We start from the raw sequence: 18,987 nt of genomic DNA on the forward strand, positions 1-18,987 counted from the left end.
GGAATTTTAATTGATAGACATTGCAGCGGACACACGCCGAAAACAAACATGGCGACGAAGGCGAATAGCGCTGAGTGTATTGGCGTTGCTGCTTTGCTATGCCACACCCAAAATCCTCGCCCTGCTCCGTACTCCCGGAGCCATGCTGACTTCCGCAAACTACACGGATCGGCCTATTTTGAGTTTCTGGGTAAATGATTTTTGGGGCGGAAACCTGGCTGCAATGGGTGGTGGTGGAACCGTGTGTTGCCAAAGAATTGAGGGCGAGACGGTTCGGGTTTCTTGGATACTCAGCCGTACAGGCGAGCAGTTAAGGCAAGGGGTCAAGAAAGAAGATCATGAGGTTACTTTGCCGCTGCCTCGCCGAGAACGCGGTGATGATTTTCTGCATGTGCGGTTTTTACCAGGAAATATTGTCGAGCTGAAATGGGCCCCTGATTTGATCAGTCCGCTTGAATCTTCTCTGGTTAAAGAATCTCGTCATTGACTCATCGAGTGTCACGAGCGTTAAGCACGGGCAGAAACTCTTCCGCCCGTGAATGCCAGAGCATGCAGCCAATCTTTAAACCGGCGCCTTCCAATTCAACATCTGCTGCTGCGCCACCTGCAGCAAATCATTGCCATCCTGCGTCAGCAGGTACAACGCATGGGTAATGTGCGGAATGTCCTGAACATCAGCGTGTTTGAAGCAGAGGCAGTGCAGGGTTTCGAGGAGATCGGCCGAGGCGCGGACTCGCTGGACAGCGGCTTCGAGGATGTCTTTGGGGTTGGCTTCGGTGTCGATGACCAGGGCCGCGCTTTCGGTGACGCCGCTGTTGAGGGGGATGTAGCGATTGGGGAGCGGATTAATGATAGGCATGGGTGATTACTCATAATGGGGCAAAAGTAACCGCCGGCACTGTGACCAAACAATGGGAGGCGGACTGTATACAGGCTTGGTCAACCGAGATAACCCCAACTCAGCTCGCTCGAAAGCGATCCTGCACACAGCCGCCACAACAGAGCACTGCGAGGACATAGATGTCCGCAGCGCAAATGATGGCACATTTGCAATGGGGTGAACGCTCAGGTGACCAAACCCGAATCGCTGATTTTGCAGCGACGCGAAACCATAACCGCCCCACTCCAGCCGTCGAAAGCAGACAAGGCATCTGTCCTTGTAGGAATCCGGCCTGCCTGCGCAGGAAATCGCCCCGCTCCCTGACAGCCGGCATTCAGCCTGGTTAACCATCGCTTAACGCTGCGGTCAAAAACTCTACTGAACCGCACGCCCTCAGCGCTTTTGGCTGACGCCCAGTGCGGCAGGTTTGGCTGAATCTCGCCGAACTCTAGAACCGTCACACGGGAGTCCTTTCATGAATATCCGTCCTTTCCTGCTCACCACTGCCCTCGCCTGCACCGCGTTCGCTGGGCTCGCCCAGGCCAATGACTCGTCTGCCACGTCCAACGCTGTGCCTTATGAGTACGGCATGCCGCTGCATGTGGCGAAGGTCGTTTCGCTGACCGAGCCGCCCACTCTGGATTGCAAGGTGATCACTGCCGACATGAAGTACATCGATAACAACGGCAAGCCTGCGGAAATCAGTTATCGGAAGTTGTCTGACGCTTGCAGTTATCAGAACTGACGGAAAGCTCTGATTTGCGGCTTTGCGGTAGGCGGGGAGTGTTTCGCGGGGTTATGCTCGGGGCCCTTCCTCACTGCCGCAAGGATTCGCCATGCAGTTGTCGTTTCGCACGTTGTCGACTCTCACTTCTTCATTGTGTTTTCTCTTGGCGTTGGTCTGGGGCTTTTTCCCCGACGTGTTGCTGGCGATCTGGAGCATCGCGTATTCCGACTCAGCCGGTTTTGTCGCACGGCGCAGTGCGGTGCTGTTTGCAGCGCTGGGGCTGATGTTTTATCTGGTGCGCAGCGCGCCGCCATCGCTTGGGCGCAACGCGCTAAGCAATGGGTTTATCGTTGGCTGTTTTGGTTTGGCGGTGCTGGGTTTTGCAGAATGGCTCAACGGTCACGCCGGCCCCGGGATTCTGCTCGCGGTGCTGGTCGAGTTCGCGCTGGGCCTTGGTTTTGTGCAGGCCCGGCGCGTGACGGTCGAACTGGGTGAAACGGTGCGTTAAACGGCTCTGGATCGTGGACTGTAGTGATGCGGCGTCGCCTGTCGCTCCAGGTCCGAGCGTAGCCCGGCGATCAGTTCGTTGATTTCGCGACAGCCGTTCAAATGACTGGCATCAATGCCGCTAACCAATAAATCGACCTGGTCGGTCTGGTGATCGCCGAAAACCTTGACGGTCATCGACAAGTCTGGCGACAGCGTGCATTGGCAGCGTTTAGGCAGAAAGCTGCTTTCAATGATATTGCGTAGTTCCAAGGCAGACAGAAACATGGTGAACCTCTCCTTCTAAATGAAACTGCCAATCAACGCTTCACGTTGACCGCTTTTGCTGCCCCTGCACGGGTGTGTCCCCGCTGGTTCCCTGGTGCGGCAAGCGGTTGTACTGCGAAATGCCTTTTGGAGTGTAGGCGCCCGAACCCGGTGCGCTGCACCAAACAGACGCATAAAGCGTGCCTTCCATCGGATCGTTTTGACCCTCGTAAAATCAAGCACTTGGCGATGAGGCCAGCATTTGGCCAGTTGCAAAATGCAAGAAAAGGACTTCCAGGCCCTGCAAATTGCAACTCGGCGTCGGTTTGCATTCGACGCGCGTGGGGGTAAGAATGCCCCTCAATCCACACTACACCCGCAAGGAGGCTTCCATGGGTTCTTTCCGTACTTACGCGACCACCGGCCTGATCGTTGCCAGCCTGTCCTCCCTCGCCCACGCGGCCAAACTGGAAGATGTTGCGCCGTATCCAAAGGCTGAAGCCGGTTTCACTCGTCAGGTCATTCATCTGCCCAAGCAGGATCAGGAAGAGAACTTTCAGGTCGAGATCCTCGCTGGCAAAACCCTCGAAGTCGATTGCAACCGCCAACGTCTGGGCGGCATGCTGGATGAGAAGAACCTCGAAGGCTGGGGTTACTCGTTCTACCGACTGGAAACAGTCATCGGCCCGATGAGCACGAAGATGGCCTGCCCACCCGGCTCTCAGAAGAAGCGCGCGTTCGTGCCCGTGGTCGGGGATGGCTTCATGCTGCGTTACAACAGCAAGTTGCCAGTGGTGGTTTATGCTCCGTCGGACGTCGAAGTGCGTTATCGCATCTGGTCCGCCTCGGACAAAGTCGGCACTGCCCTTCAGGAATGATCTGAGCAAGGAGCATCTTCCGTGATTACCTGCCACGTCAGATACGTGATCGATCCTTACCAGTTGACCGAGTTCGAGGCCTACGCCAAGGCCTGGCTCGGCATTGTCGAACGCTTGGGCGGTACCCATCACGGCTACTTTCTGCCGTCCGAGGGTGCGAGCAATATCGCTTATTGTCTGTTCAGTTTTCCGTCGCTGGCCGATTACGAAAGCTATCGGCACATCGCGATGACCGATCCGGAGAGCACCGCGTTGGTGGAATCACTGGTCGAGAAGAAGTTCATCATCAGCTACGAGCGCAGTTTCCTGCGCCCATTGCTGCCCTGATCGCCATCACGCAGCAAGCAGCAGCGCGACGAATACAGCTTGATCAAATAGCGATTGCCAACCTGGTTATACCTGTCAACTCTGACAGTTATGCAACTCATCCTGATGCCGTAGTTTGAGCATTCACCGGGAATTCACTCCCACCGTGTTCATGCATCAGGAGCATTGCGATGAGCCTTTCAAAATCAAACACTGCCAATGTATTTACTGCCGACGTAAATGGAGGCGAACGTCCTTTGTTCAGTGCAGACAATACGAAAATAATCGACAGGCTTTCTTCAATACCGACCCCACATTGGCAAGGTTTCGGTACTCAGGACATCTCCTCAGACCCATTTGATCCGGTGCAGGTACACCTGAGTGTCTTCGTCGCCGAGGGCGTGGCGCCAGGAATCTATAAGATTGGTGAGGGAGAAGTTTGGGCAAGTTATGGCATTCAGAGGTCCGGTAATATTGAGGCGTATCTATCCATAAGCGGCGAGGTCACGCTGAAAACTGTGCCGTCGCCTGACAATAAGCGGCTGGAGGGCACTGTTTCATTCACCGGCAAATACCAAGACAAGCACGTCAGGATCACCAATGGCCAATTCAATTTGACTGAACAGGCCTGAAATTACATCGGCACCGCTGCAAATGAAAACCCGCCTCTAGGGCGGGTTGGGTGCTGCAGTCGTGAGCTAGCCCGCCAAATGAGGAATGGCGGTAATAATGCTTGGCTGGCAGCGCAATACGGTGGAAGTCATGGGCTGGAAATTAGCCCGAGCGGTGCTCGCGCTTCAATGGCCAATTCCGCGCGACAAAGGTAGGCTGGCGATTCTGCTCATCACTTCAAGGAACGAATGCATGATGCCTATTGCCCTGCCCCTCACGGCTTTGCTCGCTTTTGCTGGTTATACCGTTTCGGTGATGCTTCAGGCCGAGCAGTCGCTGATCGACTTCGGGATCAGTCTGATGTCGCGCCCGGATACTGCGCAGGTGGTGATTGATCTTTATTTGCTGGCGACACTGGCCGGGGTGTGGATGGTCAAGGATGCCAAGGCGCGCGGGAAGACTGTGTGGTCGGTAGTGCCTTATTTGTTGCTGACGGCGGTTTTTGTGTCGGTTGGGCTGTTGTTGTATCTGGTGGTTCGTGGGGTTCGGGAGCGGAAGAAAGTTGTCGATGCGCCTCGGTTGAGCTGATCCGGATGTTGTGTAGATGCTGAATCCGCCTTCGCGAGCAAGCTCGCTCCCACAGGGAGACTCAGCCAAGTTTTACGGCGAAGAAGGCTGCGGTTTCGTAAGGTACTGTCACCACATCTTTACCGCGTAGCTCTGGCTCGGAGTTGATCAGCGCGCGAATCTGCTCATCGACCTGCGTCCGCTGCGCGTCCGGCAACGCGGCGATAAAACTGGTGGAGCGCACTCGATTGAAAATCACATCTTCCGGCGATCCGGTGTGGCCATGGTGAAACTGCTGGAGTTGCAACGCGCCGAACGCCGGATGCGGAAACGCCGCCCGCCAGGCACCGGTGTAATAGCGCGGCGTGTCGCCCTCCAGTGCGTTGACGATTGCATCGAGTTTCGGCACCCAACTGACTTGGGTATCGCGCAGGTTCCAGATCAACGCCAACTTGCCCCCGGATTTGAGCACTCGGGCGATTTCGGTCAGCGCCTCAGTGCTGGCGAACCAGTGAAACGCCTGGGCGCAGACCACCACGTCCACTGAAGCATCGGGCAATGGCAAGTCCGTTGCCGTCCCGCTCACCGCCAGTACCTGCGGCCAGGCATCAGAGAGTTTTTCCAGCATCTGGGCCACCGGTTCCACGGCAATCACTTGCGCGCCGGTCGCCACCAGCCGCCCGGTAAACTTGCCAGTGCCAGCGCCCAGATCAATCACGGTTTTATGACCATCCAGACCCAATGTGACGGTCAGCCATTCGCTGACCTGCGGCGGGTAATCCGGCCGTCCTTTGACGTAGGTATCGGCAGCGGTTTTGTAGCCGGCGGCGGCTGAGTGATGGACCTGATCTTTCATGGCAACTCCCCTTGCGGCAAAGCTTCGGATCAACGGCGGATGCCCACGAGCATAGCGCTTGAATTTACGCCTACCTTGAACAGTCACTGACAAAGCAATGAATAAAATTTCACCCTGTGGTGTTCAAAGTCAGACATAACCCTCTGTGGAGCCTTGCCCATGACTATCCGTTCCGTTATGTTCGCCGCCCCGTTGCTGCTGGCCGCTGCCCTGTCCAGCCATTTGGCGTTTGCCAATGGTGATGAAGACGAGCCGGTCAAGAAGCCCGAATGCCCCAAAGGCCAGGTCTGGGACAGCAAAACGCAGAAGTGCGTATTGCAAACCAGCAGCCTGTTGCCCGACGCTGATCGTGCTGACTACGCCTATCGCCTCGCCAAGGACGGTCGCTACGACGAAGCGCTGGCGCTGCTCGATACCCTGCAACAACCGAACACCGCCAAGGCCCTGAACTATCGCGGATATGCCACGCGCAAACTGGGCCGTACCGACGAAGGCATCAGCTATTACCTGCAATCGGTGAAACTCGATCCGCAGTATGCGCAAGTGCGCGAATACCTCGGCGAGGCCTATGTGATCAAAGGCCGCGTCGACCTGGCGCAGGAACAGTTGCAGCAGATCAAATCGATTTGCGGCACGTCCTGCGAGGAGTACCAGGATTTGGCTGAAGCCATCAACGATTCATCGAAAACCTGAGCATCAATCAACGGAGGCGATCATCGTCAGCGATCAGGCATTCAGAGCAGAACTCGGCCAGCATCTGGCGCGATTGTGGCGCTACGGCTTGCTGCTGTCGCGCAATCGACACGTGGCCGAGGATCTCGTGCAGGCCACGTGCGTGCGGGCGCTGGAGCGTTCTGCGCAGTACGCGACCGGCACGCGCATGGATCGTTGGCTGCTGAGCATTCTGCATTCGATCTGGCTCAATGAAGTGCGCGCTCGCCGCGTGCGCCACGGTACCGGTCAGGTCGATGCCGATGGGCAACTGGCGTTCGACGGTGAGCACGCGGCGCAGACGCACGTCATGGCGGCGCAAGTAATTCGTCGGGTCGATGCGCTGCCTGAAATTCAGCGTGAAACCGTGTACCTGGCGTATGTCGAGGGCCTGTCCTATCGCGAAGTCGCGGAGATTCTGCAGGTGCCGATCGGCACCTTGATGAGTCGTCTGGCCACCGCCCGCCTCAAACTCGCCGAATATCCGCCGCTGCAATCCGTGCCGAAACCTACCGAAGGAGACCGCTCATGAATACACCTTCGGACGAGCAACTGGTGGCCTATCTGGACGATGAGCTCGACCCGGATTATCGCCGCCGACTCGACAACGCAATCGCTGACGACCCGCTGCTCAACCTGCGCGCGCAGTGGTTGAGCCGCAGCAGCCTGCCGTTCAAGAACGCCTACGATGAACTGGCGCAACAAGCGCCGCTGGATCGTCTGCAAGCACGCCTGGATGCCATTCCTTCGCCACAAAAGCCGGGGCTGAGTCGCCGCTGGTTTATCGGTGCCACAGCAGCCACGTTGGTGGCTGGCGGGGTGCTGGCGGACCGATTGTTGCTCGGCTGGCAGGCGCAGCAATCACACAACTGGCGTGGGTTGGTTGGCGACTATATGGCGCTGTATGTGCCGCAGACACTGGAGCATTTGCCCACTGACGACGTTACACAGCGCGCACAGTTACGCAGCGTCGACGCACGCCTTGGCCTGAATCTTTCCGCTGCCGCGCTGAAACTGCCGGGCGCCGAATTCAAGCGCGCGCAAATGCTTGAGTACGACGGCGTACCGATTGCGCAGATCGTGTATCTGGACGCGAAACATGGGCCATTGGCGCTGTGCGCCAGGCGTTCGAACAGCGGCAGTCAACCTTTGGCGCACGAACGCCGGCAAGGGATGAATGTGGTGTATTGGACCGAGCGAGAGCATGCGTGGATGTTGATCGGCCATGACACCGCCGCTGGGCTCGAAGAAAAGGCAAATTTGTTGAGAAGTCGTTTAGCCGTATGAGAAAAACCACTTCTATGCTGGAAAAGTAATCTTCCAAGGAGTATTCCACCGATGCCGATTTCGTCTCGCACTGCATTACTGGTGATCGACGTTCAGAACGACTTCATTCCCGGCGGTCGATTGCCGGTGCCTGAAGGCGACCAGATTGTGCCGCTGATCAATCGCATTGCCGGCCACTTCAAACAGGTTGTCATTGCCCAGGACTGGCACCCGAAGGGACATGTCTCTTTCGCTTCCAGCCACCCCGGCCATCAACCCTTCGATGTCATTCAACTGCCTTACGGTGCACAGACACTTTGGCCCGACCATTGTGTGCAAGCCACTCCCGGTGCCCAGTTTCACCCGGAGCTGGATCTGCCCCACGCCCAGTTGATCATCCGCAAGGGCTGCAATCCCGACATCGACAGCTATTCGGCGTTTCTGGAGGCCGATCGGCGCACCACCACCGGACTGGCCGGTTACTTGAAAGAGCGCGGCATAGATACGGTCTACATGGTTGGTCTGGCATTGGATTTCTGCGTGATGTTTTCCGCTCTGGATGCGCGGGCGGCGGGGTTCAATACGTTTGTGGTGCTGGATGCCTGCCGGGCGATTGATCTGGATGGATCACTGGCGGCGGCGATGGACCGGATGCAGGGCGCAGGGGTCGGGTTGATTCAATCCACTGAAATCAGCTGATCGGCGACCATTCCCCTGTGGCGAGCGGCCGTCAGACTGACGTTGGCAGCCACAGTCGGAATCGCGCGCCCCCCAGCGGCGAAGACTCGACCGTCAACGTCCCGCCCTGCGCTTCCAGTGCGCGGCGGCTGATGGCCAGTCCAAGGCCGAACCCACCTGTGGCCCGATCACGGCTGCGATCAAGTCGATAGAACGGCTCGAAAATCCGCTCGCGCTCATCGTCGGGAATGCCGATGCCGTCGTCATCCACCCAGATCTCGCAACCTTTTGCGCAAACCTGTACGCCGATCTGAATGCGCTTTTCGCAGTACCGCATGGCATTGCGCACCAGATTCTGGATCGCCCGGGCAGTCAGTCGCGGATCAAGCGAGAAGCGCTCGAGCTGTCCGTGCAGCAGCACATCGATGACGATATCCGGCGACTCCAGTTCCTCGTCGACGCTGCCCAGAATACTGTCGATGAATTCGTCCAGCGACACTTCGACCTGCTCCGGACACTGCGCAGGGTTCTGCAAGCGGCTGTAAGACAGCAATTCCAGTACCAATTCATCCAGCTCACGAATATGTGCAACCAACCCTTGCAAACGCTCACGGCTCGCTGCTGGCAAGTCGTCGGACAGCGCCAGCGCCAGACCGAAATCCAGACGGGTCAACGGTGTGCGCAGTTCGTGGGAAACCGCATTGAGCAGGTCGCGCTGTTGGTTGAGCAAGTTCTCGATGTCACCGGCCATGGTGTCGAACACATTGGCCAGGCTGCCGATGTTCGAACTCGAGGCGATATTCGTGCGTTCGCTCAGATGACCTTTACCAAAACGCTCGGCAGTGCCCTTGAGGCGCTCCAGATCGCGCCAGTGTGGACGCAGCCACATCAACAGACAGGCGAGCAGCGTTGCGCCGATCAAGACGTTGATGCTCCAGTACAACAGATCGACGTCCATCGGGTCGGGCGGCACCACCATTTGCACCGCCATGGTGTCGTCCAGCGGCGTGACCGCGAGTGTGCGCCAGCCCCAATCGCCGATGCGCACCACGTTCTCGCCACGCCGCAGTCGCTCACGTTCAATGGCGGTGAAGTCGGCATCGTCGATGCGCGCCAGCACGATCTGCAGCGGCTGGAAGTCCTTGTCCATCGACGCTGCAACGGCGGGCCATTGTTCCTGCGGCACGGCGTGAAACTGTTTGGTGATCAGCGATTGCAGGCCACGGGAGTAGTCGAGGTTGTAGGTGACAAAGCGCTCCCGGAAAGCCATGACCACCAGATCCGGCACCAGATAGATGGCCGCGCTGTACGAGACAATCGTCACCAGATACAGACGAAACAGGATGCGAAACATCAGATCAGCATTCCCATTCGGAACGGCTGAACAGATAACCCTTGCCCCACACCGTCTTGATCTTGCGCGCCTCGCCAGCATGGTCATCGAACTTGCGCCGCAGCTTGGAAATCGCCACATCCACCGAACGGTCAGTGCCGTTGAATTCGATGCCGCGCAGGCGTTGCAGAATCTGGTCGCGGCTGAGCACTTCGCCGGCGTGTCGCGCCAGTACCACCAGCAAGTTGTACTCGCCGCTGGACAACTCGACCGGCTGATCGCGCCAGCTCACGGTGCGTTCGGACAAATCGATGCAAAGGTTGCCCATGACGATGCGGTCGTTGACCGTCAGCGGTTCGCCCAGGCTGCTGCGGCGCAGCAAAGTACGCACCCGCGCAAGCAACACGCGCGGTTCGCAGGGTTTGGTGACGTAATCGTCAGCGCCCATTTCCAGGCCCAGCACCTGATCGTGGCTGTCATCGCGAGCGGTGAGCATCAGGATCGGCAGCGTCGCCGAGTCGGCGCGCAGCAAACGGCAGACTTGCAGGCCATCAAGCCCCGGCAACATCAAGTCGAGGATCACTAGATCCGGCGGATTGACCCGCGCCCGTTCACGCACATGGTCGCCACGGCCGATCACGCTGACGGAATAACCGTTGCGCTCCAGGTAGCTGGAAATCAGTTCGGCGAGGGCGGTGTCGTCTTCGACCAGCAGGATGTTGGGCATGGGTGTTCCAGAAAAAGTGCTGTGGCGACTGCTCGGGCCTCATCGCGAGCAGGCTCACTCCTACATTGGTTCTATGTCAGCCACAAATTTTGTGACCGCCACAAACACTGTAGGAGTGAGCCTGCTCGCGATAGCTATTGAACTGTCGCAATAAATTTCAAGGGCTAAAGGATATACGCCCTCACCCACTCCTGAGTAAAACCCTTACACAATTTCACACAGCGCCTACAAAGCTTCACCGCTACTCTCGGCAACTGCCCGTAGGATGCGGGCATCAATATTGGGGGTGGTAAATGTCGAACAAACTGCTGGCCGGGCTCGGCCTGATCGCCATGGCGCTGACGCTGAGCGCCTGTGACTCGTCTTCGAACGCCGAAGAGCAGGCGCCGCCAGCCACCGTGCGCACCGAGACCATCGAAGCCCACCCCCTGTCGATCAGCAGCGAACTCAGCGGCCGTATCGCCGCGCCGCGCATTGCCGAAGTGCGTGCCCGGGTGCCCGGCGTGGTGCTGCAACGCACCTACCGCGAAGGCAGCGACGTGAAAAAGGGCGACGTGCTGTTCCGCATCGATCCGGCACCGTTCAAGGCTGATCTGGACAGCGCCGATGCCGCCTTGCGCAAGGCCGAGGCCAATGCCTTTCAGGCGAAGTTGCAAGAGCAGCGCTACGCCCAGTTGATCGACGACAAGGCCATCAGCGCCCAGGACTACGACAACGCCCGCGCCAATGCACGGCAAACGGCCGCCGATGTCGCCGCCAGCAAAGCCGCGGTGGAACGGGCGAAGCTGAACCTGGGTTATGCCACCGTCACCGCACCGATTTCAGGGCGTATTGGCCGTGCGCTAGTCACCGAAGGCGCACTGGTCGGCCAGAACGAAACCACGCCGTTAGCGCTGATTCAGCAACTCAACCCGATTTATGCCGACCTCACCCAGTCGACCCGCGAACTCAACGAATTGCGCCGCGCATTCCGTTCCGGGCAATTGCAGGAAGTCGGGCAGGATCAGGTCAAGGCCACGCTGATTCAGGACGACGGCAGTCTGTATCCGCTGCCGGGCAAACTTTTGTTCAGCGACATCACCGTCGACCCGGGCACCGGCCAGATCATTCTGCGCAGCGAATTCCCAAACCCGGATCTCGACCTGTTGCCCGGCAGCTTCATCCGCGTGCGCCTGGAACAGGGCACCATCCAGAATGGCATCACCGTCCCGCAACGCGCCGTGCAGCGAGACAGTGCCGGAGTGGCGAACGTGTTGACTGTCGACGAACAGATGCGCGTGGCCGAGCAACCGGTGCAACTGGGCGCGGTGCAGAACAATCGCTGGATCGTCACTGGCGGCCTCAAACCCGGCGACCGCATTGTCATCGAAGGCCTGCAGCACGCTCGCCCCGGCGAGAAAGTACAGATCGACGAGACCCCTCTTCCACTTGCCCAGACCTCTGGTCAGTAAGCAGGACGCTTTTATATGCCGCAGTTCTTTATCGACCGCCCGGTGTTTGCCTGGGTAGTCGCACTGTTCATCCTGTTGGCCGGTGCGCTGGCCATCCCGCAATTGCCAGTGGCGCAATACCCCGACGTCGCGCCGCCACAGATCGAAATCTACGCCGTGTACCCCGGCGCGTCGGCGCAGACCGTCGATGAAAGCGTGGTCAGCCTGATCGAGGAAGAGCTCAACGGCGCCGATCACCTGTTGTACTTCGAATCGCAAAGCAGCCTGGGCAGCGCCACGATCAAGGCGACTTTCCAACCGGGAACCAACCCGGAACTGGCGCAGGTCGACGTGCAAAACCGCCTCAAGGTGGTCGAGTCGCGCTTGCCGCAAGCGGTGAACCAGCAAGGTTTGCAGGTGGAGAAAGTCTCCTCCGGCTTCCTGTTGCTGATCACCCTGACGTCCAGCGACGGCAAGCTCGATGACGTAGCGCTCAGCGATTATCTGGCGCGCAACGTGATGAACGAAATCAAGCGACTGGATGGCGTTGGCAAAGCGCAGTTGTACGGTGCCGAACGGGCCATGCGCATCTGGATCGATCCGCAGAAGCTCATCGGTTTCAACCTGACCCCGGCAGACGTCAACGCCGCCATCGTCGCGCAGAACGCCCAGGTGTCGGCGGGCAGCATCGGCGATCTGCCTGCGCCGTCGACGCAGGAAATCACCGCGACGATTCTGGTCAAAGGCCAATTGTCGACGCCGCAGGAATTCGCCGACATCGTGCTCAAGGCCAACCCGGACGGTTCCACCGTTCGTATTGGAGATGTGGCGCGGGTCGAGATCGGCAGTCAGGAATATCAATTCGGCACTCGCCTCAATGGCAAGCCGTCCACCGCCGTTGGCGTGCAGTTGTCGCCGGGCGCCAACGCACTGAACACCGCGACGCTGGTGCGGGCGAAGATGGATGAGCTGGCGCGTTACTTTCCGGCCGGCGTGGAATACAAGATCCCATACGACACCTCGCCATTCGTGAAGGTCTCGATCACCAAGGTGGTCTATACCCTCGGCGAAGCGATGTTGCTGGTGTTTGCGGTGATGTACCTGTTCCTGCAAAACGTGCGTTACACACTGATCCCGACACTGGTGGTGCCGGTGGCGCTGATGGGCACGTTCGCGACCATGCTGGCGCTGGGATTCTCGATCAACGTGTTGACCATGTTCGGCATGGTGCTGGCCATCGGTATTCTGGTGGACGATGCCATTGTCGTGGTGGAGAACGTCGAACGGATCATGGCCACCGAGGGCTTGTCGCCGAAGGAAGCCACACGCAAGGCAATGACGCAGATTACCGGCGCCATCATCGGCATCACCCTGGTGCTGGTGGCGGTGTTCATACCGATGGCGTTCATGCAGGGTTCGGTCGGGGTCATTTACCAGCAGTTCTCGTTGTCGATGGCAACGTCGATTCTGTTTTCGGCGTTCCTCGCACTGACCTTGACCCCGGCGCTGTGCGCAACGCTGCTCAAGCCAATTGCCAAAGGCGAGCATCATGAGAAAAGCGGCTTCTTCGGCTGGTTCAACCGCCGCTTCGAGCAATTGACCCACCGCTATCAGGGTTGGGTCGGTTATGCGCTGAAACGTACCGGACGGTATCTGCTGATCTACGTCGTGTTGCTGGTTGGCCTGGGTATTTGCTTCATGCGTCTGCCCTCCTCGTTTTTGCCGGTGGAAGATCAGGGCTACACGATCACTGACATTCAACTGCCACCCGGAGCGACCAAGAACCGTACGGTGCAAGTGGCCGAACAGCTTGAAGCACATAACGCTGGCGAGCCAGGCATCAGTGACAGTGTGGTGATTCTGGGTTTCAGCTTCTCCGGTAGTGGGCAAAACGCGGCATTGGCGTTCTCCACGCTGAAGGATTGGTCGCAACGCGGTAGCGACGACTCGGCCAGCTCGATTGCCGACCGCGCCAACATCGCCTTGAGCCAGATCAAGGACGCCATGGCGTTTTCCGTGCTGCCGCCCCCCGTGGACGGCCTCGGTACGTCCAGCGGTTTCGAGTTCCGTTTGCAGGATCGCGGCGGACTCGGCCACGCAACACTGATGCAGGCGCGTACCGAGTTGCTGGCAGCCGCCGAGAAAAGCCCGGTGCTGATGAACGTTCGTGAAAGCGCGCTGGCCGAAGCACCGCAGGTGCAACTGGAAGTGGACCGCAAGCAGGCCAATGCCTTGGGCGTGTCGTTCGCAGACATCGGCAATGTGCTGTCCACCGCTGTGGGTTCGGCGTACATCAACGACTTCCCCAATCAGGGGCGCATGCAGCGGGTTGTGGTGCAGGCTGAAGGCGATCAACGCAGTCAGGTCGATGACTTGCTGAAAATGCATGTGCGCAATAACGCCGGAAAAATGGTGCCGCTGTCGGCATTCGTGCAGGCCAAGTGGATTCAGGGCCCGGCGCAACTGACCCGGTACAACGGCTACCCGGCGATTGCGATTTCCGGCGAGCCTTCGCCCGGTCACAGCACGGGCGAAGCCATGGCCGAAGTTGAACGCCTTGTCGCGCAAGGGCCGAAAGGTCTGGGGCAGGAATGGACGGGCCTGTCGTTGCAGGAGCGCTTGTCCGGTAGTCAGGCGCCGATTCTGCTCGGGCTGTCGCTGCTGATCGTGTTCCTGTGTCTGGCAGCGCTGTATGAGAGCTGGTCGATTCCGACTTCGGTGTTGCTAGTGGTGCCTTTGGGGGTGCTCGGCGCGGTACTGGCGGTGACGCTGCGCGGGATGCCCAACGACGTGTTCTTCAAGGTCGGCCTTATCACCATCATCGGTCTCTCGGCGAAGAACGCGATCCTGATCATCGAGTTCGCCAAGAGCCTGTACGACGAAGGCCACGACTTGATCGACGCGACATTGCAGGCCGCACGCCTGCGTCTGCGCCCGATCGTGATGACGTCGCTGGCGTTCATCCTCGGCGTAGTACCGCTGGCGATTGCCACTGGCGCCAGCTCGGCGAGCCAGCAAGCCATCGGCACCGGAGTGATCGGCGGGATGATCACGGCAACCTTGGCGGTGATCTTCGTCCCGGTGTTCTTCGTCGTTGTGATGAAGCTCGTAAAAAGATTCACCAAACCCCACTGACCCTGTATGAGCTGCCGCAGGTTGCGATCTGATCGTTCCCACGCTCTGCGTGGGAACGACGCTGGGGATGCTCTGCGTCCCAAGGCCAAAAGATCGTAGCCTGCGGTAGCTCCTACAAAAGCCCGGTGGCGTGCGCTATGGTGCAGGGATCGATCACTGATGTGAGCCTCCATGCGCTTTCTCGCCCGCACCCACCCTCGCCTCTCTGCCGCCGCCCTGCTTGGTCTCGCCACAGGTCTTCTGGCCCCCGCCGACTCCATCGTCAGCAAAATCCTGATCGGCTGGAACGCGGGCGTCTGGACGTATCTGATCCTGATGTTCTGGCTCACCGCCCGCGCCAGGGCACCGGACGTCAAACGCATCGCCGAAGTCGAAGACGAAAACGCCGGGCTGGTTTTGTTCGTGGTGTGCATTGCGGCACTGGCGAGCCTCGCCACCATCACCTTCGAACTGGCCGGCAGCAAGGATCTGGAAACCACCCGCAAGCTCATGCACTACGGTTTCACCGCATTGACCGTCATCGGCTCATGGTTGCTGATCGGGGTAATTTTCTGCGTGCATTACGCAAGGTTGTATTACACCTGGGACGGCAAGGAACCGGCATTGCGCTTTGCGGAGGGTCTGACAACGCCTAACTACTGGGACTTTCTGTACTTTTCGTTCACCATCGGCGTGGCCGTGCAGACGGCTGATGTCGGCGTTGCGACACGGGACATGCGCAAGATCGTGCTGGCGCAATCGTTGATCGGTTTTGTGTTCAATACGGCGATTCTGGGGTTTTCAATCAACATCGCGGCGGGTTTGTTTGGCTGACAGTCACCACGACCAACCAGCCAGCCGCGCAAGTCCGGCGCCGTTTGGATGCCCCTGACATACAGCTGCGGTATCAGCGCTCCTGAAATGCACGAATGCACATCCTCATACCCTGAAGATTTAAATCCAATATTAGCCTTTATATGAATGACGATGGGACCGTCAGTACATCTGGTTATAAAGTTACGTGTAAATGCTTTGCTCGCCATACAAGACAGCCATCGACGCTAAAACCTCCAACACATATTCCACACCTTGTATAGCTGCTATATCTGACAGTGTACAAAAGCAGGGCATTGGTCTTATATGAAACATCCAAGCAACTCACATCGAAAGATGCGGCCTGGACTTCCCTGTCACAAATATGGAGAGTTTAATCATGAGCAATACCGCCTTGAATGCTTGCGCCTCGACTCTGGAGGAAACCTTCAGCGCTAACCTGGAAGATGGCAAAAACTTTGTCGCAACGCTTACTGAGCTCAGGAGTTCGTCAACCCCGGGGCGGGGCGACATCTGGGTTGTCATCGCCACTGACCGAAGAGACGACAGTGCAAAAACATTCACCATCTCCTTCTCGAAAGACATTGAAAGTAATATCGGCAAAATCACCGACGGTGATGATGAGGTTTCGCTTTTCTACAATAACTATGAAGATATTGACAATCCAACCCTTCAACAAGCTAGAACAGGTACGATCCAATATACACTGGATCTTAAAGAAATGACGTTGAAGGGCTCATTCAACGCCGACATAGACAAATCTGATGGCTCCGGACAGTACCTGTGTAGAGCTCACTTCGATACGATACTCAGTCGTTCCAGCCCAGCGCTTGTTCGATAAAGTAAAAAAGGGCCTTGGTATTTGACCCAGGCCCTTTTACATCTAATTACACGACACAGTTGACTACCATTTGAATTGCACACCTAAAGTGGCACCCATTGGCATTTCAATATTTTTACCACTCATATACTCAATTTCCGCGTGCGCCTGCCAGCGTTCCGAAAGATTAATCGCGATGCCCGCCCCGACCTCAGCCCTTGAGCCAGAGAGGTTATTATTGAACACATTATTGTTGACTTCGACTTTGTTGTTCGATGAAAACTCATGGGCGAATGCTCCGCGAACATAAGGTTGTAACTTCGTCCCACCCTTCAACTGCACATCACGCCCAGCGGTCACCCCGACCTTGCCAAGCAAAGAGCGGGTGAGATCACCTTCAGCCTGCAATCCATTGTCCAGCTTGTAATCTTTACCTTGAATACCTACGGCGGACCATTGAGTAAAAGGTTCAATGAAATAACCTTCTTCCAGTTTGATATGTCGACCCACTTCCACAGAACCACCGATCCCCGTGTTGTCGTAATCGCCTTTGGATCGATTGCCGTCAGTCATACCGACCTTGGCATCGTTCTGGAACCGATTGAGTTTAAGCACGCTGTCAACATAGTAGCCACTTACGTCATCCATCCACGTCAGATATGTGCCCACGTAGTAACTTTTAATCGTGCCGGACGTGCCACGATGCAGATTCAGATCTGATGAACTATGGCCAGCCATCACACCCAATAGCCATTGCCCGTCACCCAGATGCAGAGGAGCATCGGCACCGAGCGTAAAACCTTGCTGGGTTTGTCGATATCCATCACCAAAAGCATCGTTGACGTTGTACTTGTTGCCATAAGCTCTGAGCCACACGCCTGATTTGTCCGGATTGAATCGAAGTTCGCCCATACGACTGCGCAACGACGTCAATTCGCCGTACCAAACAGTGGGAGCCGTATTGAACAGTGCCGTCACTGCACGTGTGGAAGGACTTATCGTGCGAGTCTCAGGGTCAAGAAACCAGTCGTTGCCGGTTCCGCCCTGTTTCAGTCCATAGGAATATGCCCCAAGATCGACTTGGCCCTCAGCATTGGCCAACGAAAATCGGGCATCTCCGCTTTCGGTGTGGACAACCTGAATTGGCTCGCCGCTGGCTGGTTCGGTGCCGGTGCTGGCAATCAGCAATTGATGGTCACCGGTGGCCGTACCGGTGACATTCAGAAAATCTGTCTGGTTTGTCGTGAAGTTGGTTCCCATCTCAAACAAACCGCTACCGGACAGATTATGAACGTTCAACTGGAAGTATTCGTTATCAGCCCCCAGTTTCACCGTGCCACCGCTCAACACCAAGTCACCAACCTGGCTGGTACCTGTCAGATTCCATCTGGAGGTGGCATCAATTCCAACTGTGGCAACATTACTCATTACACCACTTAATTGCGAACCTTGCTGAAGCGAGATAGTTGCTGTGCTGCCGGTATCTGCGCTCACATCTCCAATGAGCGAAGCCTGGGTAAAGCTCAATGTTGCGCGGCTGTTGTCCGACACTTGGAGATTGCCTGTCAGATCACTGCGTTCGACGTTAAACACAGCGTCGCCCGAGCCCTTCACGTCCAAAATTGTTCCATTGCTACTGGTCAGTGTTGATCCATTGAGTACATCAATTCGAGAAACCGGCACCGCATTACCAGCATTGTCAACAACGATAGCAGAGCCGTTTTTGCCTTCGACACTCGATTGATCCAGTCGCAATTGACTGGCCGTTAATTCCGTCCCCTCCAGGCCCAATGTCACGCCGCTTTGCGCGCCGACAATGTGTGAGCCGTTTACCGCGGACGCAGTCCCGCTGAGCAAAGTGAGGCCATTGCTGCCCGCCCCCGTGCCCTCCAGCGTCGAATTGTCTAACTCAAGCGTGCTGAAAGCCGTTACGCGCGCACCGCCGGTTACACCAGTGACATTGCTATCCGATAGCGCGGCACTCGACCCCGTAGTTGAGCCAACCAAATGCGCCACCTGCAAACCTAACCGATTACCACTGATGGTACTGCCACTGATAGACGCAGTGCTGTTGGTCAGTTCAAGACCCGCGCGTGCGTTGCCTCCCACGACGGTAGTGTTGACGAGATTGACTGTCGAACCCTGGTTAACAGAGATCTGTTGAGTCTGCGCACCATCAGCGTTCAACGTTGATTGAAACGCGGTGATAGCGAGTGTTTGAGCTCCATCGACATTCAAAGTGGCGTTTTGAGAAAGCGTCCAGCCCTCAACGTTGGAGCCATTCGTAATCGTTTGGGTGCCGCCCACCAATGTTCCGGCGTTAGCGGTCTGAGACATCAACAATGAAAAAAGACACACCGAGGACCCATCCGCCCACCTTCTCGCCATCATCGTTCGGGAGAGATTTTTTTTTGTCCACATAATAGAGTTTTCCGCTTTTTTCGCTCTTGGAGAAACGAGGAAGTGAAATGGGTGAGCGACCATATGTCGCTCAT

At 57.3% G+C, this 18,987-nt stretch carries 21 protein-coding genes; 15 read left to right on the forward strand and 6 right to left on the reverse strand.

Translation table 11 applies throughout. From position 1 onward, the window contains the following. Positions 1–142: 142 nt before the first annotated feature. On the forward strand, positions 143–487 hold the full coding sequence (locus ACA043_RS15815; protein ID WP_401263953.1) for a DUF3304 domain-containing protein: 345 nt from the start codon (positions 143–145) through the stop codon (positions 485–487). A gap of 75 nt (positions 488–562) precedes the next feature. Here ACA043_RS15815 and ACA043_RS15820 read toward each other — a convergent pair whose 3' ends face one another. Further along, positions 563–859, reverse strand: a complete 297-nt coding sequence (locus ACA043_RS15820) for a hypothetical protein (protein ID WP_489879550.1) — start codon at positions 857–859, stop codon at positions 563–565. A 496-nt stretch (positions 860–1,355) separates the two neighbouring features. Between ACA043_RS15820 and ACA043_RS15825 the strand changes: the two genes are divergently transcribed. Together ACA043_RS15825 and ACA043_RS15830 are read left to right on the forward strand one after the other, a co-directional pair. After that, a complete protein-coding gene (locus ACA043_RS15825; RefSeq protein WP_497614111.1) occupies positions 1,356–1,625 on the forward strand; it encodes a DUF2790 domain-containing protein in 270 nt (89 codons plus the stop codon). Between the two features lie 91 nt (positions 1,626–1,716). Continuing rightward, on the forward strand, positions 1,717–2,115 hold the full coding sequence (locus tag ACA043_RS15830) for a hypothetical protein (protein WP_401263950.1): 399 nt from the start codon (positions 1,717–1,719) through the stop codon (positions 2,113–2,115). Here ACA043_RS15830 and ACA043_RS15835 read toward each other — a convergent pair. Then, positions 2,112–2,381 (reverse strand): DUF1652 domain-containing protein, encoded by a 270-nt coding sequence (locus tag ACA043_RS15835; RefSeq protein WP_401263948.1) that lies wholly within the window; start codon positions 2,379–2,381, stop codon positions 2,112–2,114. The genes ACA043_RS15830 and ACA043_RS15835 overlap by 4 nt on opposite strands. Positions 2,382–2,752: 371 nt before the next feature. Between ACA043_RS15835 and eco the strand changes: the two genes are divergently transcribed. The 4 genes from eco to ACA043_RS15855 all read left to right on the forward strand — a co-directional run bounded on the left by eco (position 2,753) and on the right by ACA043_RS15855 (position 4,744). Then, positions 2,753–3,238: a serine protease inhibitor ecotin gene (eco, locus tag ACA043_RS15840; RefSeq protein WP_497657367.1), complete on the forward strand. Its 486-nt coding sequence runs from the start codon at positions 2,753–2,755 to the stop codon at positions 3,236–3,238. 21 nt (positions 3,239–3,259) lie between these two features. Then, positions 3,260–3,565 (forward strand): NIPSNAP family protein, encoded by a 306-nt coding sequence (locus ACA043_RS15845; RefSeq protein WP_150591961.1) that lies wholly within the window; start codon positions 3,260–3,262, stop codon positions 3,563–3,565. Positions 3,566–3,735: 170 nt separating this feature from the next. Beyond that, a complete protein-coding gene (locus tag ACA043_RS15850; protein WP_489879546.1) occupies positions 3,736–4,176 on the forward strand; it encodes a hypothetical protein in 441 nt (146 codons plus the stop codon). Positions 4,177–4,408: 232 nt separating this feature from the next. Then, entirely contained in the window at positions 4,409–4,744 is a 336-nt protein-coding gene (locus ACA043_RS15855) for a DUF2834 domain-containing protein (protein WP_497659655.1), read from the forward strand. A 61-nt stretch (positions 4,745–4,805) separates the two neighbouring features. Here ACA043_RS15855 and ACA043_RS15860 read toward each other — a convergent pair whose 3' ends face one another. Next, positions 4,806–5,579: a class I SAM-dependent methyltransferase gene (locus ACA043_RS15860; protein WP_497657368.1), complete on the reverse strand. Its 774-nt coding sequence runs from the start codon at positions 5,577–5,579 to the stop codon at positions 4,806–4,808. A 159-nt stretch (positions 5,580–5,738) separates the two neighbouring features. On the opposite strand from ACA043_RS15860, the gene ACA043_RS15865 reads away from it, so the two are divergent. From ACA043_RS15865 to pncA, 4 genes are read left to right on the forward strand one after another with little or no spacing between them, the layout of a single operon-like run. Then, a complete protein-coding gene (locus tag ACA043_RS15865) occupies positions 5,739–6,272 on the forward strand; it encodes a tetratricopeptide repeat protein (protein WP_497657369.1) in 534 nt (177 codons plus the stop codon). Positions 6,273–6,291: 19 nt separating this feature from the next. Next, complete coding sequence (locus tag ACA043_RS15870; RefSeq protein WP_497659656.1) at positions 6,292–6,822, forward strand: RNA polymerase sigma factor; 531 nt, start codon at positions 6,292–6,294, stop codon at positions 6,820–6,822. Beyond that, the gene (locus tag ACA043_RS15875; protein WP_497657370.1) at positions 6,819–7,577 is read left to right on the forward strand and encodes an anti-sigma factor family protein; all 759 of its coding nucleotides are present in this window, start codon (positions 6,819–6,821) and stop codon (positions 7,575–7,577) included. Before ACA043_RS15870 ends, ACA043_RS15875 begins: the two co-directional genes overlap by 4 nt. A gap of 51 nt (positions 7,578–7,628) precedes the next feature. Then, positions 7,629–8,255 carry a bifunctional nicotinamidase/pyrazinamidase gene (gene pncA / locus ACA043_RS15880; RefSeq protein ID WP_497657371.1) on the forward strand — a complete coding sequence of 209 codons (627 nt, stop codon included), beginning with the start codon at positions 7,629–7,631 and terminating at the stop codon, positions 8,253–8,255. Positions 8,256–8,286: 31 nt separating this feature from the next. On the opposite strand, the gene ACA043_RS15885 is transcribed toward pncA, so the two are convergent. Together ACA043_RS15885 and ACA043_RS15890 are read right to left on the reverse strand one after the other, a co-directional pair. Continuing rightward, on the reverse strand, positions 8,287–9,588 hold the full coding sequence (locus tag ACA043_RS15885; protein ID WP_497657372.1) for an ATP-binding protein: 1,302 nt from the start codon (positions 9,586–9,588) through the stop codon (positions 8,287–8,289). Positions 9,589–9,592: 4 nt separating this feature from the next. Beyond that, positions 9,593–10,294, reverse strand: a complete 702-nt coding sequence (locus ACA043_RS15890; RefSeq protein WP_187678934.1) for a response regulator — start codon at positions 10,292–10,294, stop codon at positions 9,593–9,595. A 293-nt stretch (positions 10,295–10,587) separates the two neighbouring features. Between ACA043_RS15890 and ACA043_RS15895 the strand changes: the two genes are divergently transcribed. The 4 genes from ACA043_RS15895 (at position 10,588) to ACA043_RS15910 (ending at position 16,513) form a co-directional block, all read left to right on the forward strand. Then, positions 10,588–11,745, forward strand: coding sequence for an efflux RND transporter periplasmic adaptor subunit (locus ACA043_RS15895; protein WP_497657373.1), 1,158 nt, complete (start codon positions 10,588–10,590; stop codon positions 11,743–11,745). Positions 11,746–11,760: 15 nt separating this feature from the next. After that, positions 11,761–14,859: a multidrug efflux RND transporter permease subunit gene (locus ACA043_RS15900; RefSeq protein ID WP_401263937.1), complete on the forward strand. Its 3,099-nt coding sequence runs from the start codon at positions 11,761–11,763 to the stop codon at positions 14,857–14,859. Between the two features lie 171 nt (positions 14,860–15,030). Next, positions 15,031–15,672: a DUF1345 domain-containing protein gene (locus tag ACA043_RS15905; RefSeq protein WP_497657374.1), complete on the forward strand. Its 642-nt coding sequence runs from the start codon at positions 15,031–15,033 to the stop codon at positions 15,670–15,672. A gap of 379 nt (positions 15,673–16,051) precedes the next feature. After that, positions 16,052–16,513 (forward strand): hypothetical protein, encoded by a 462-nt coding sequence (locus ACA043_RS15910; RefSeq protein ID WP_489879537.1) that lies wholly within the window; start codon positions 16,052–16,054, stop codon positions 16,511–16,513. A 63-nt stretch (positions 16,514–16,576) separates the two neighbouring features. Here ACA043_RS15910 and ACA043_RS15915 read toward each other — a convergent pair whose 3' ends face one another. Continuing rightward, on the reverse strand, positions 16,577–18,976 hold the full coding sequence (locus ACA043_RS15915; protein ID WP_497657375.1) for an autotransporter outer membrane beta-barrel domain-containing protein: 2,400 nt from the start codon (positions 18,974–18,976) through the stop codon (positions 16,577–16,579). Positions 18,977–18,987: the final 11 nt, after the last annotated feature.

This window comes from Pseudomonas sp. LBUM1648 (assembly GCF_059716145.1).